This is a genomic window from Pseudomonas sp. SAS7 (genome assembly GCF_052112345.1).
GTDB lineage: Bacteria > Pseudomonadota > Gammaproteobacteria > Pseudomonadales > Pseudomonadaceae > Aquipseudomonas > Aquipseudomonas putida_Q.
The window spans coordinates 1-13,601 of the sequence record NZ_JBEGGO010000032.1 but is presented as its reverse complement, the minus strand read 5'-3'; the positions used below and the strand labels follow the sequence as shown (position 1 = coordinate 13,601).

The following is a 13,601-nucleotide window of genomic DNA, read 5'->3' as shown; positions in this document are numbered from 1 at the left end:
GAAGATGATCTTTTGCCTTGCCGGCCTCTTCGCAGCACAAGGCTGCTCCTACAAGGGCATGGCACGCCTGAGCGATTGAGCCATTGCCGGCAAAATTGCCATGGGGGATATACGCACCGGTGAACCATTTGATACGGCCAAGCTTTTCAGCTCTGAGTACCTTAGAAAAGCTTGACCGCCAACAGAGTATCTACAGGAATCACGATCGCCGGTAGGAGCGGCCTTGTGTCGCGATGGGCCGCAAAGCGGCCCCGAAAACCCAAGATAGAACGCATATTTAAAACAAAAGACCCTGTCGTTGGGCTAGATTCATTCGAAACATGAGGCGCACCCAATGAGCCTGATCCCCGGATTATCTGACAATGCCCACGTACTGATATGTGGTGCCAGCCGGGGTATCGGCCTGGCACTGTGTACGGCGTTGCTGGCCCGCGAAGATGTAAGCCGGGTCTGGGCTGTGTCGCGACACGCCCGCACTGCTGACGGCCTGCTTGCCCTTGCCCGGGCACATGGCGAACGCGTGGTACTGCTGGATTGCGATGCGCGCGACGAGCTGGCGCTGGCTGCGATTGCAAATGAGGTGGGCCTTGCCTGCCCGCTCCTTCACCTGGTTATCAGCACACTCGGTATCCTCCACCAGGAGGGCACCAAAGCCGAGAAATCGCTGGCCCAACTGGACCTCACCAGCCTGCAAGCCAGCTTCGCCACCAATGCATTCGCGCCGATCCTGTTGCTCAAGCATCTGTTGCCACTGCTGCGCAGTCAGCCCGCCACCTTCGCAGCCCTGTCGGCCAAGGTTGGTTCGATCGGCGACAATCGACTGGGCGGCTGGTACAGCTATCGTGCGAGCAAGGCGGCGCTGAACCAGCTGCTGCACACGGCAAGCATCGAACTGAAACGCCTGAACCCGAACGCCACGGTCCTGGCGCTGCATCCGGGGACTACCGATACCGAACTCTCACGGCCGTTTCAAGGGAATGTGCCGGAGGGGCAGCTGTTTGAACCGGCGTTTGCTGCACGGTGTGTGATTGAGCAGGTGGGGCGGCATGGGCCGTCGGAGAGTGGCAGTTTTTGGGGGTGGGATGGCGAGCGGATAGCGTGGTGAGCGCGCTCGCGCCGGGTGCGCTGCTGCATCCCGGCCGAGGCAGTGCGTTCCATCGCGAGGTCAGCTCAGCGAGGGCCACCGCCCTGATGGCCACCGAAGCCACCGCCACCGCCGTGGCCACCACCGTGACCGCCGCCACCGCCCGGCGGCATGAACATCCAGCAACCCGACAGGCTAGATACCAGGACTGCAACCAGGGCTGCACGGAAAAAATGTTTCGACTTCATTGGAACGCTCCACAGGGTAAGATCTACTGCCTGCCAGTAGCCGGTTCGGCAGCGGGCGGATTCTAGAGCTGTGGGGTGATGGCATAGGGAAACTTTGCATAACTTTACAGTTGGTGCAGTCACCAGGGCGTAGTGAAGAAGTCGTACCAGCGCTTGGGGCGGCGGGCGGTCAGCATGTGCCGGTGTCGCGCTCCTGCAGCAACTTGCGGGCTTCACGGGCCAGCTTGTCGAGACGGTCGACCAACTCGACCATCACGTCCAGCGTGTCCGCTTCTTCATCCCGCTCGTGATTCTTCCTGACCGCAGCGATGCATTCACGCATGGCCGGCGACCAGCGTTCCTCGGCTTCTTCGCCCAGGGCAATGAGGGTGTTGATGCCTCGCCGCGCACCCGAGGTAATGTCCTGCGCTTCGGCGGCGAGCTTAGTAGGTGCGGCCAGCCGCACTTCGGGCTGATAGGCGCTGTCTGCCTCAACGCCCGCCACTTCTGCCTCATCAGCCGGGCAGGCAGCCTTGACCAACGCGTCGGTCAGCTCGCGAATGTCATCACTGAGGAACTGCACGGTGGCCAAGTGCGTATTACGGCGCGGGGCCTGCGGCAGAAAGAACTGCACCTGCTCGCCTTCGCCCAGTACTGCGTCGCTCCACTCGCGCAAGGTCTGCCCATAGCTGAAGCGCGGGTATTTGACCCGCGGGTAGAGGCGCTCGATTACTTCATCGCTGAGTGAGCTTGGGTCCACCATGACCCCGTACTTGTGCAGGAGGTCGAAGGCGACTTTGTAGCGCGGGGTCAGCAGCTTGCGGTTGATGCCCTGATGAAATGGCGCCGACAAGGTGCGCATTGCGTCGTTCAGGGTTCGGTTATCCAGCACCCCGACCAGCTCGCCCAAGGTGTCTGCGTCACTGGCGCCTTCGGGCACAACCCAATCGGCCATCAAGACACGTGCTTCATCCAGCGCCTGGGTGATCGTTTTTACAGCGTGCGGCATGGAAATCCCTTTTGTATAAGCGTCCATGCACAGGGCCTGGAACATTGCATGATATCTTTTTGATATTGCGGCGGAGATTGCCAATTTATGCCAGCTTCGGCAAGCCGCGCCCGAGGGCTGCGGTATGGCGCCACCACGACTTCCTTGACCCACTCCCCTCCACCGCCGCATGCTCAAACGCTTCCACCCCACGCTCAAGGACCGATTGCATGAAGCTGGAAACTCTCGCCATCCACGCGGGCTTCAGCCCCGACCCGACCACCAAGGCAGTGGCCGTACCGATCTACCAGACCACCTCCTTCGCCTTCGACGACACCCAGCACGGCGCCGACCTGTTCGACCTGAAGGTGGCCGGCAACATCTACTCGCGCATCATGAACCCCACCAACGATGTGCTCGAGCAGCGCATGGCCGCCCTCGAAGGCGGGGTCGGCGCACTGGCGGTAGCCTCGGGCATGGCGGCCATCACCTACGCCATCCAGACCGTTGCCGAGGCCGGCGACAACATTGTCTCGGTGGCCAAGCTATACGGCGGCACCTACAACCTGCTGGCTCACACCCTGCCACGCATGGGCATCCAAACCCGCTTCGCCGCCCATGACGACATCGCTGCCCTCGAAGCGTTGATCGATGCGCGCACCAAGGCGGTGTTCTGCGAATCCATCGGCAACCCCGCCGGCAATATCGTCGATATCGCCGCACTGGCCGAAGCCGCCCACCGCCACGGTGTGCCGCTGATCGTCGACAACACCGTGGCCACCCCGGTGCTGTGCCGACCGTTCGAACATGGCGCGGACATCGTCGTGCACTCGCTGACCAAGTACATCGGCGGCCACGGTACCAGCATCGGCGGCATCGTCATCGACTCCGGCACGTTCCCCTGGGCCGACAACAAGGAGCGTTTCGCCCTGCTCAACACCCCCGACCCGTCCTACCACGGTGTCACCTACACCGAAGCCTTCGGCCCCGCCGCCTTCATTGGCCGCTGCCGCGTGGTGCCGTTGCGCAACATGGGCGCCGCGCTGTCGCCGTTCAACGCCTTCCTGATCCTGCAAGGCCTGGAAACCCTGGCCCTGCGCATGGAGCGCCACACCGAGAACGCGCTGAAGGTCGCCCATTACCTGCAAGCCCACGAGCTGGTGGCCTGGGTGAAGTACGCCGGGCTGCCCGACCACCCCGAGCATGAACTGGCCCAGCGCTACACCGGCGGCAAGCCGGCGTCGATCCTGTCGTTCGGCATCAAGGGCGGCCAGGCTGCCGGTGCGCGTTTCATCGATGCGTTGCAACTGGTGGTGCGCCTGGTGAACATCGGCGATGCCAAGTCACTGGCTTGCCACCCCGCCTCCACCACCCACCGCCAGCTCAACGACGAGGAGCTGGAAAAGGCCGGCGTGCCGCGGGACATGGTGCGCCTGTCGATCGGCATCGAGCACAGCGACGACATCATCGCCGACCTGGCCCAGGCCCTGGAGGCCAGCCGCGGGTGAATCATCCGCGCCCTACCCATTGCCGACGGCGGGCGCACCGTCATCTAGCCTGGATACACCCGCAATGACCTTGTTCTACCTGAAACTTATCGTCACGCCCCTGCTGATGTGGGCCATCTCCCTCGCCTCGCGGCGCTGGGGCGGTTTACTGGGTGGGTTGCTGTCCGGCCTGCCGATCACCTCGGCACTGGTAATGACCTTCCTGTGCCTGGAACAGGGCAATGCCTTCGCCTTGGGCGCAATACCCGGCGCACTGGGCGGCCTGGCGGCGGTGCAGGCCACCTACACCTTCTACCTGTTGGCCACGCGCAGGCTCGGCACCGCCGCAGCCGTGCTGCTGGCGTTGCTGTGCTATGGCGTGGCCGCCTATGCGTTTACCCATTGGGGCAACCTTTACCTGTCGATTGCCGGGGCACTGGTGCTGATCGGCGTGCTGATACGCGCCAGCGGCCGTGAGCCCAAGCCCGACACTTTGAGCCGCACCCGTCAGCGATTTTGGGAGATCCCCCTGCGCATGGTGTCTGCTACTTGCCTGCTGATGATCATCACCAGCCTGGCCAGTTGGTTGGGCCCGGCGACCAGCGGGATGCTCGCGCCGATACCGGTGATTGCCTGGCCGCTGGTGGTGTTCGCCCATGTACAAGGCGGGCGGGCCGGGATGGTAGCGATGGTGCGGGGCAATGCGATCGGAGCGGTGGGGGTAATCGCGTTTTATCTGGTTTTGGCGGGGCTGCTCGAAACGTGGGGCGTTGGCGTTACCATCGGGCTGGCCATGGTTTGTGCTGTGGTGCTGACCGTTGGGTTGGCCACTGTGTTGCGGCGGCGGTGATGTATCAGCGTGCGCCGACGATTGCAGCCCTGAAGACGCGACATCATAAAGCCATCAACCTATAGTGCCCTGCTAATTGATCTTTTCTCCAAAGGCCACCCAAGCATGGACGCAACCGAAGCCGTCGAACAACTGCTGTGCGACCCCAAACTGTCTGAGCTCTGTGAGATCCTAAAGATTGGCGATGACATCCTGGATGTCATCAGCCTGAGCGAAAACCAGCATTCGGACTTTCTTGCCTGGCTTTTCGACCCTCGCGAGGGTCACGGACAAGGAGATCAGATTCTCCGCGACCTGCTCATCGGCGCTACCCAAGCCGCGGCTAGTACGTGTGACTTGGATGGTCGGGGCACCACCGCAAGGTTCTTCGCAGAGTGGACACCTTCCAAAATCCGTACAGCCAGTTTCGGCAGCGTGTTCACAGCGCGCGAACTAGGTATGAAAGCCTCCGAACGAGTCGACCTGTTCGTGATTGATCCCGCAAACAAGTTTGTTCTGCTCATCGAAAACAAGGCAGGTACAAACCACAGTCAGGAGCAGCTGGACGGTTACCGCGCAAGCTGGCAAGCAGCCATCGCCAGCAACAGCCACCTGAAGGAATACAGCAGCGTCTTCATTGCCCTTGACCGGCATTTTGATTCGGATGACTGCTCAAACCGCCCTTCCAACGGCTATTGGCTTCATATCGGATATGACTGGTTGAAAGCTTCAGCTGACCGGGCGTTACTGCACGTTGAACGAGGTAACGCGGCAGCAAGGCTCGTGGTTTCCTACTGCAATCGTCAGACCGACTGGGAGAGCCCAACGAGCCAACGCGCGATCAAGCTTGCCAGTGAACTCCACGCGGGCCATGGGTTAGCGGTCAAGCATTTGCTAGAGTTATCTCCAGGGCGCTTGGAGAAAAACTGGCTACATAACCACAGCTCAGATCGCATGATGTTCATGTTGCAAAACAAGGCGGCGTTCGCACTCCTGCGTGACACACAAGGAATGGCGGGGATCAAGGAAATGCTGCTGGCCAGAGTTCCTGGGCTCAAGCGGGAACGGATTGCGCATGCCCGGGCGTGGCTCGAGGCCTGCCCGCCCGGCTGGGAGCGCTATGAAGGGGAGTTTTGGTCCCCCGTGTCGTTCAGCGTATCGTATTCAGACAGTTCCAAAGCCAAGTATGACTTGGCATTGGTTTTGGATGTGGGTTATGCGAAGAACGAGGACGAAGGGTCAAATCTTCGACAGCACTTGCAACGCTTTGATGCGCGGTTTTCGAAACGCCAGAGCACTGAGCGGCGTAGGGTAGTGCTGGATAGCGATATCAGCCTTAGTGACTTGGTGGCGAAACTGAACGAACACTCTGCCCGGCTGGTTCAGCTTTCTGCGTAAATTGAGCGTCGTGTAGACGCCTCCGCTTCCGGTGTGCAACGTCCGCGATGGCTTGCACACCTTGGGGAACCCCTAGTTCCTGAAAGCGCTAATCACTTGATCTGACGAAAAATGTTTACTTGTTTAATGTGATGAGCGATACGCGCTTCTGCTGGTTCGCGACAAGGTTTTCGGCACTCTGTATACCAATGTAATTCATCAAACACCTGACGGCCATAAAACCAAAAACTGGCACCGTGATGAATGTATAAAGTAGCACCTCAAACCCTGAATCAGAAAAATGATAAAAAATGAATGGACTTATCGCCGCGCCAGCAGGAAAACAATACGCCACTCGCCAGGTTTCTTTCCGCACTCGCCGGGAAATTTTCTCCTTGAGCTTCTGGCTAAACTCAATCTTATGGCTCAAGCTATTAAATTCAACATATGTGCGTGAAACAACATAATCACTTAGTCGCTGCTGAGGCTCTTGCAATGACAATACATAGGCTACAGCACTTGGGTTGACGCTATCTGTTCCAGCCAATGCATAGTAGCCGCGTTCGATCGCAAGGGGATGCATGCTCTCCGATTCCAGATCGTTGAGAAACTCCTTGGCAAATCGATATCCCTCCTTGAACCGCGCCCTCCTCCCTACTAATAGCTCAATGATACATTTATATGCTGCAACCACTGCGGCCAGGCCCCCTACAAACTTCAAAGCTTCGTTTAAATCCATTTAAAGTATCCACAATGCACAAATACAGGCAGGCTGGTTTCAAAGAAGCCTAAGGCCGGGTACATACCAAGCTTCGAGGTGAGTGCCCGGCTTTTTAGACGCAAGAATGGTGATTATCTGATGGGGCGGGGTCAATTACTAGTGGCATCAGGGTGGCATGTTGTCTGTCGGGAGGGCATTCTTTCATCAGAAGAACGGGCTATCGAATTATCGCGTATCCTGTGGGAGCGGGCCTCGCCACGAACCTAAGCGCAGGATTTTGCGCAGGTAAATACGCATCTACGGCGCACCTGCCAGATCAGTAGATTGAGGCCGACATGGACTACATAATTCGCAGAGCTGTACCGACCGATGCTGCTGGCATCAGCCGAGTGATCATCGCCGCCCTGCGCCAGACAAACGCAGCGGACTACGATGCCGCGACCATTGCCAGGGTCGAGCAATCGTTCAGCGAAGCGCGCATTGCTGACCTGCTTGAGAAACGCCTGATCTTCGTTGCGGCCGATCACGATGAGGTCGTGGCCACTGCCAGCCTTGAAGACGATGTAGTCAGAAGCGTATTCGTCGCCCCCGAATATCAGCGGTCAGGTATTGGCGAGCAGTTGATGTTGGCAGTCGAAAACGAGGCGCTGATGCGTGGCTCGCAGCAGTTGCGAGTGCCCTCCTCGATTACGGCGCAGGGTTTCTACAAGCGCTTGGGGTACAGCAAAGTGCGTGATGAATATCACGGCGATGAACGCACGATCATCATGGAGAAGCGGCTGATCAAGCCATGATGGCAGGGCCTGGACGCCTTTGAGTTGTTGGCATCAGGCCCTGTAGGCAAACGCCATCAACGCGGTTGAGGATGCTCGGCGGATACCGAGTTATTCGCCTCCACGTCTTTCATTTCCTCTTCAATCGGGCCGTCATCATCTGCGGGTAATGGAACCTCTCCGTCACCTGCACCCGCCTGCTCATCGTTGGTTCTTGCGGTACCGTTGTCCCGGTCGAGCTGCCCGTCCTGGTCCGAACCGGGATTGCCGGGAGGTGGGTCCCAGTCTACCGGGCGCTTTTCGGACCAGGCTTCACCGACACCTTGTTTGGGCTCGGACTCTGCCTGCTCAAGGCCCGAGCCGTGGCCGGCCCCTGCGTCGGTGGTACTTTCCGTTGGCCCCGGGTACGGCGAGTCGGGGCCATTGTGGTCGATTGCCATGGGCTTTCTCCTGGTTGCAGCGCAGCGAAGGTGCGCTTGTTGTTCAGAGAGAAATCGGCTGGCGAGAGTGCATTGTGTTCGACCGGTGGTGCAAAAGGCCGGGCTCGCGGCTTTTGCTTGCCAGGGTGCAGGCGGCTTGAACTGGCAGCGGTCAAGCCAGCTGGATTTGCGATAAACCCAGTACCTCTGCCTGCGCGAGAATCTGCAGAGGGGCGGCGTCGGCGGGCGGCATGACCAGGCTGTTCTCGCCATCACCAAAGTGCAGCACCATCAGGTGAAGCGCCGCTTCGTGCAGGGCGAGTGCGTTCTGTTTCAGCTCAAAGGTATGACTGGCAGGCTGGCCGTTGAGCAGGTAGCGAACGGTATACGTGTGCATGAGAACCTCAGAAGCAGATAAGGGACTCATTACCTGACCTGAAGGACAGGAAATAATTCAGCAATCGGCCGCTTGACTCATTCCGGCCCGCCTTGACGGCAGCGGTTGACACCCTTGCCTGCGGCCCTAGTCGAACGCCCCGTTCAACACCTCATAGATGATCCCGGTCGCCACAGCGACCAGAATCAGGTCCGCGCCCGCCTGCATCCACTCATAGCCGTCATAGTGCGGCAGCTGCCCCAAAAGGCGGCCATCCAGTTTTTTGGCGATTCCGGGCGGCAAGGGCTTGCCGCGCGCAAGGTTCTTCTGAATGCCTGGAGGCAATGCGGGGCCTGGGCTCCAGTAACTGCGGTGGCCACCGAGAATGCCCAGCACATCACCGCGGTCGATGGACGGGCCGCCGTGCCAGTCATTGCCGCCAGCGCTCTGCTTGTGGCCGCCCGCATTGCCCTGGCCTTGGGAGTGTTGAGCCTGGCCCTTGCCGTGCCCCTGACCTTGGCCTTGGCCTTTGCCGTTACCCGGGTCAGCGAGCGCCGGGCCAAAGGCCAAGGCCAATGAGGTGAGAACAGCTGTAACGACTGTTGGTCTGGCCATGTGAGCATCCGTTGCGCCAAGAGTTGCCCAGATTATAGACAGTGGGCAGCGCCTGCTTCGCTCTGCAGGCCGTGCAAATAGCAGTTGTCCCCTCAAGGGGACATCGCTGGCTGTAGCCTCACGTACAGTCACTTGCACACCTGAAAAGCTACAAAAATAAGGATGTGCACCACATGCATCAGCCCCATAGCGAGCCGCGTCGCTCCCTTTATTTCAACTATCAAGTCTTCCCCGCCCATACGGCCAGCGTCGGGGCCGCCCGCGTTGAACGCAAACCTGTAGTGGTGGTAGGCGCCGGCCCGATCGGCCTGACCACTGCCCTGGACCTTGCCCGTCATGGCATAGCCTGCGTGGTACTGGCGGCGGAACGGCAAGTGAGCGAGGGCAGCCGGGCGATCGTGTTCACCCGTCGCTCGATGGAAATCCTGCAGCAGGTAGGTGTCGCCGAGCGGGTCTGCGAGCTTGGCTTGCCGTGGAGCTGTGGTAATTCGTTCTACCGCAACCAGCTGGTGTTTCGTATGGAAAACCCACACGACCCAGACGACCGCTACGCGCCCATGACCAACCTGCAACAACCCTGCCTGGAGCAGTTGCTGGTCGAGGCCGCCGAGGCTGATCCGTTGGTAGACCTGCGCTGGGGTAACCGCGCAACCGGCCTGGCACAACATGACGACTTCGCCCGGCTGAGCATCGATACCTCAGCCGGTAGCTATGAACTGGACGCTGACTGGGTAGTAGCGGCGGACGGTGCCCGCTCAACCTTGCGCACCCTGCTGGCGCTGAAACTGGAGGGTACCGCGTACGAAGGGCGCTTCGTGATTGCTGATATCAAGATCGACCTGGGCCTGCCCACCGAGCGCCTGGCCTATTTCGACCCGGACTGGAACCCGGGCAACACCGTATTGATGCACCGCGAACCGGGTGATATCTGGCGAATTGACTACCAACTGCCCGCAAACGAAACCCCGGAACAGGCGCTGCAGCCGGAGTCACTGCGCGAACGCATCAACGCCCAGCTGCACATGCTTGGCGTTGAAGACCCACAGTGGGAAATGGACTGGAGCTCGGTCTATTCAGCCCGCGCGCTGACCCTGCCAAATTACATCCACAAGCGCGTGATATTCGCCGGGGACGCGGCACACCTGTTGCCGATTTTTGGTGTGCGTGGCGCTAACACGGGGTTCCAGGATTGCCATGGCCTGGTCTGGAAACTGGCCCTCGTCCTCAAGGGTTTGGCAGGCCCCAAGCTGCTGCCGTCCTACTCCACCGAGCGTGTCAGCGCCGCGCGGGAAATCATCAGCGAGGCCGGCAAGAGCACCCGGTTCATGGCGCCACCTACTGCGGGTTACCGCCTGGTACGCGATGCGGTGTTGTCGCTGTCGCTGACCCAGGCGTTCGTCCGCCCGCTGTATCACTGGCGCACCTCGCGGCCACACGATTACGCGGACTCGGTGCTCAACTGTGCAACTGACGACAATGAACATTTCACTGCCGGCCCGCGCAACGGCGCCCCGCTGCTGAACATCAGGCTGGCCGAAGACGACTACCTGTTCGACCACTTGGGCGCCTGCTTCTACCTGCTCTACTTCACCGACAGTGACTGCATCCCAAGTGACGTGGTCGAGCAGGCGACTGCCATTCGCAGCAGCGGCGTGCCCTTGCAGATCATCGCGATTGCGCAAAACGCCCAGGCCATCATCACCGGTGCAGACCAACTGATCGACGACACCACCGGCCGCTTCGCCGCCAGGTATGGCATCCCCCGCAAAGGCGCTTACTTGGTGCGCCCGGACCAGCACGTCTGCGCCCGCTGGCTGCAGGTATCGGCCGCACAACTGCAATCCGCCATCGACACTGCCCTGGGCAACCACTGAGAGGAAGCGCCATGAACACCCTGACCGCAACAAACCTGGAAGTGGTTTACGACGTACTGGCAGACGCTTTGGACCAAGCTACACCGGCCAAAGCCGAGCTGTTCCTGACCAAGCTGGCGCTGCTCAGCGCCCATGCGCTCGACGATGCCCAGGCTTTCACCGAACTTGCCCAGTGCGCGCTTCAAGACCTGTAGCACCTGCCCTTGCCCATGCACCGGAGCCGGTGCCGCTGAAACCAATAATAATCAGGCGCCCACATGCATCAGACCACTGCCCCCGTTCCAACGACAGAAACCGCCAGCAACCCCCATCAAACCGTGATGCGCAAAGTGTCCAGGCGCCTGCTCGGCTTTCTGTTCCTGTGCTTTGTGCTGTCGTTTCTCGACCGGATCAACATCGGCTTTGCCGGCCTGACCATGATGGGCGACCTGGGCCTGAGCAGCACCCAGTTCGGCATGGCAACCACGCTGTTCTACATCGCCTATATCGCCTGTGGTATCCCCAGCAACATGGCCTTGGCCAGGGTGGGTGCGCGCAGATGGATCGGGAGCCTGATGATCGCCTGGGGGCTGGCCTCGACCGCGACGCTGTTCGCGACCGATGCCAGCAGCCTGTACCTGCTGCGGATTCTGGTCGGTATCACGGAGGCAGGCTTTCTGCCCGGTGTGCTGCTGTACCTGACGTTCTGGTTTCCGGCGGCTTACCGGGCACGGGCCAACGCCCTGTTCATGATCGCGATGCCGTTTACCGCAGGCTTCGGGTCGGCGCTCTCGGGGCTGATACTCGGCCTGGATGGCGTGTGGGGCTTGCACGGGTGGCAGTGGCTGTTTCTGCTGGAAGGCCTGCCTTCGGTGGTCATGGGCTTTGTGGTGTTCGGCTACCTGAACGACACGCCACAGCAGGCCCGCTGGCTGAGCCGCGAAGACAAGCAACATCTGCAGCATGCCCTGGCCGCAGACAACCCACCTTCCAACCGCACAACAGGGGACGGCCCCGGCAGCCTGCTGCGCGAAATGCTCTCACCCACGGTGCTGATGTTCAGCCTGGTGTATTTCTGCCTGGTCAACACGCTGGCCATGATCGCCGTGTGGACGCCGCTGATCATCAAGAGCATCAGCGCCGCCGACAGCAGCTACAGCACGATTGGCTTTCTGGCGATGATCCCGCAGGTGTGCACCATCATCGGCATGGTGGTGTGGGGCCTGCATTCCGACCGTAGCCAGGAACGCAAATGGCACCTGGTACTGCCCATGCTGATGGCCGCTGGGGGCTGGATGTTTGCCGCTTATGCCGGAAACCCGATGGTGCAACTGTGCGGCATCTGCATGGCGGCCACGGGGTCGTACACCGCCATGTCGATATTCTGGACTACCCCGGACCAGGCGCTGACGTTCAGGGCGCGTGCCATTGGCATTGCGGTGATCAACGCGTTCGGCAACACAGGTTCGGCGCTGAACCCGCTGGTGGTTGGCTGGTTGAAAGACCTGACCCAAAGTTTCACGGCCGGGATTGTCTATGCCGCAGTGCTGTTGGTGATAGGCGCATTGCTGACCTTCATGCTGCCCCTGCCCTCGCCCGCAGCGGTCCCCAAGCATGCACAAAAGCTGTAGCCGGCGGTTGGCCGCCTCGATAAACCCGAGCCTTACGGAAAAACCTGTGGGAGCGGGCATGCCCGCGAAGAATCCGACGCAGTGGATGGCACCGGCGTTGCCGGTGTTCGCGGCTAAAGCCGCTCCCACTGGTATTACGCAAGCCTGAAGCCTGCGCACCACCTGTGGGAGCGGGTTCACCCGCGAAGAATCCAACGCGGTAGATGGCACCGGCGTTGCCGGTGTTCGCGGGCCCGCCCGCTCCCACAGGTATCACGCAAGCCGGAAGCCTGCGCGATACCTGTGAGACCGGGCTCCCCCGCGAAGAATCCAACGCGGTAGATGGCACCGGCGTTGCCGGTGTTCGCGGCTAAAGCCGCTCCCACTGGTTTACGCAAGCCTGAAGCCTCCACAGTACCTGTGGGAGCGGGTTCACCCGCGAAGAATCCAACACGGTAGATGGCACCGGCGCTGCCGGTGTTCGCGGCTAAAGCCGCTCCCACTGGTATTACGCAAGCTTGAAGCCTGTGCAGCACCTGTGGGACCGGGCATGCCCGCGAAGGATGCAACGCGGTGGATGGCACCGGCGCTGCCGGTGTTCGCGGCTAAAGCCGCTCCCACGGGTATTACGCAAACCTGAAGCCTGTGCAGTACCTGTGGGAGCGGGCATGCCCGCGAAGAATCCAACGCGGTAGATGGCACCGGCGCTGCCGGTGTTCGCGGCTAAAGCCGCTCCCACTGGTATTACGCAAGCCTGAAGCCTGCGCAGCACCTGTGGGACCGGGCATGCCCGCGAAGGATGCAACGCGGTGGATGGCACCGGCGCTGCCGGTGTTCGCGGCTAAAGCCGCTCCCACTGGTATTACGCAAGCCTGAAGCCTGCGCAGTACCTTTGGGAGCGGGCATGCCCGCGAAGAATTCAACGTGGTGGATGGCCCCGGCGCTGCCGGTGTTCGCGGGCGCGCCCGCTCCCACAAGCCTCCGCTTGACTCGAGAACCTGTGAGTGGACAGTTTTATGAGTGTCCAATGGCTCATTTAGAGACGTTTCCTACAAGGTTTTAGGACGCCCCAGGAACCTCCGGCAAGCGATTCCTCGTTAGTGTTCAGGGACCATCACAGCCCCTTTCAGCGCGAGGTCGTTTTTGACAATCAGCCAACGTATCGCCATTGCGGCAGCCGAAGCCGGCCTCCCTTCTGACCAGTGCATGTCTTGCGAACGCCAGGGCCTGCCGATCCTGCCG

General features: G+C 60.6%; 14 protein-coding genes. 8 read left to right on the top strand and 6 right to left on the bottom strand.

Translation table 11 applies throughout. From position 1 onward, the window contains the following. Positions 1-334 precede the first annotated feature (334 nt). Complete coding sequence (locus ABI582_RS28450) at positions 335-1,105, top strand: SDR family NAD(P)-dependent oxidoreductase (protein ID WP_338744442.1); 771 nt, start codon at positions 335-337, stop codon at positions 1,103-1,105. A 65-nt stretch (positions 1,106-1,170) separates the two neighbouring features. On the opposite strand, the gene ABI582_RS28445 is transcribed toward ABI582_RS28450, so the two are convergent. Together ABI582_RS28445 and ABI582_RS28440 are read right to left on the bottom strand one after the other, a co-directional pair. Next, a complete protein-coding gene (locus tag ABI582_RS28445) occupies positions 1,171-1,332 on the bottom strand; it encodes a hypothetical protein (protein WP_229608764.1) in 162 nt (53 codons plus the stop codon). A gap of 169 nt (positions 1,333-1,501) precedes the next feature. Beyond that, positions 1,502-2,320, bottom strand: coding sequence for a hypothetical protein (locus tag ABI582_RS28440; RefSeq protein WP_442120958.1), 819 nt, complete (start codon positions 2,318-2,320; stop codon positions 1,502-1,504). 209 nt (positions 2,321-2,529) lie between these two features. Between ABI582_RS28440 and ABI582_RS28435 the strand changes: the two genes are divergently transcribed. The 3 genes from ABI582_RS28435 to ABI582_RS28425 all read left to right on the top strand — a co-directional run bounded on the left by ABI582_RS28435 (position 2,530) and on the right by ABI582_RS28425 (position 6,013). After that, the gene (locus ABI582_RS28435; protein ID WP_442120957.1) at positions 2,530-3,807 is read left to right on the top strand and encodes a bifunctional O-acetylhomoserine aminocarboxypropyltransferase/cysteine synthase; all 1,278 of its coding nucleotides are present in this window, start codon (positions 2,530-2,532) and stop codon (positions 3,805-3,807) included. 64 nt (positions 3,808-3,871) lie between these two features. After that, positions 3,872-4,636: a hypothetical protein gene (locus ABI582_RS28430; RefSeq protein ID WP_442120956.1), complete on the top strand. Its 765-nt coding sequence runs from the start codon at positions 3,872-3,874 to the stop codon at positions 4,634-4,636. Positions 4,637-4,741: 105 nt separating this feature from the next. Next, positions 4,742-6,013 (top strand): PD-(D/E)XK nuclease family protein, encoded by a 1,272-nt coding sequence (locus ABI582_RS28425; protein WP_442120955.1) that lies wholly within the window; start codon positions 4,742-4,744, stop codon positions 6,011-6,013. Between the two features lie 115 nt (positions 6,014-6,128). On the opposite strand, the gene ABI582_RS28420 is transcribed toward ABI582_RS28425, so the two are convergent. Continuing rightward, a complete protein-coding gene (locus ABI582_RS28420; RefSeq protein WP_442120954.1) occupies positions 6,129-6,731 on the bottom strand; it encodes a hypothetical protein in 603 nt (200 codons plus the stop codon). A gap of 317 nt (positions 6,732-7,048) precedes the next feature. Between ABI582_RS28420 and ABI582_RS28415 the strand changes: the two genes are divergently transcribed. Next, a complete protein-coding gene (locus ABI582_RS28415; RefSeq protein ID WP_442120953.1) occupies positions 7,049-7,507 on the top strand; it encodes a GNAT family N-acetyltransferase in 459 nt (152 codons plus the stop codon). Positions 7,508-7,563: 56 nt separating this feature from the next. Here the strand turns inward: ABI582_RS28415 and ABI582_RS28410 are convergent, their stop codons facing one another. The 3 genes from ABI582_RS28410 to ABI582_RS28400 form a co-directional block, all read right to left on the bottom strand. Then, the gene (locus tag ABI582_RS28410; RefSeq protein WP_258652870.1) at positions 7,564-7,926 is read right to left on the bottom strand and encodes a hypothetical protein; all 363 of its coding nucleotides are present in this window, start codon (positions 7,924-7,926) and stop codon (positions 7,564-7,566) included. Positions 7,927-8,077: 151 nt separating this feature from the next. Continuing rightward, positions 8,078-8,302: a hypothetical protein gene (locus ABI582_RS28405; protein ID WP_442120952.1), complete on the bottom strand. Its 225-nt coding sequence runs from the start codon at positions 8,300-8,302 to the stop codon at positions 8,078-8,080. A 126-nt stretch (positions 8,303-8,428) separates the two neighbouring features. Further along, entirely contained in the window at positions 8,429-8,896 is a 468-nt protein-coding gene (locus ABI582_RS28400; RefSeq protein WP_442120951.1) for an anti-virulence regulator CigR family protein, read from the bottom strand. A gap of 173 nt (positions 8,897-9,069) precedes the next feature. Between ABI582_RS28400 and ABI582_RS28395 the strand changes: the two genes are divergently transcribed. From ABI582_RS28395 to ABI582_RS28385, 3 genes are all read left to right on the top strand, one after another. Next, positions 9,070-10,770, top strand: coding sequence for an FAD-dependent monooxygenase (locus ABI582_RS28395; protein WP_442120950.1), 1,701 nt, complete (start codon positions 9,070-9,072; stop codon positions 10,768-10,770). An 11-nt stretch (positions 10,771-10,781) separates the two neighbouring features. Beyond that, positions 10,782-10,964, top strand: a complete 183-nt coding sequence (locus tag ABI582_RS28390) for a DUF2783 domain-containing protein (RefSeq protein WP_442120949.1) — start codon at positions 10,782-10,784, stop codon at positions 10,962-10,964. A gap of 63 nt (positions 10,965-11,027) precedes the next feature. After that, positions 11,028-12,380, top strand: coding sequence for an MFS transporter (locus tag ABI582_RS28385; protein ID WP_442120948.1), 1,353 nt, complete (start codon positions 11,028-11,030; stop codon positions 12,378-12,380). Positions 12,381-13,601: the final 1,221 nt, after the last annotated feature.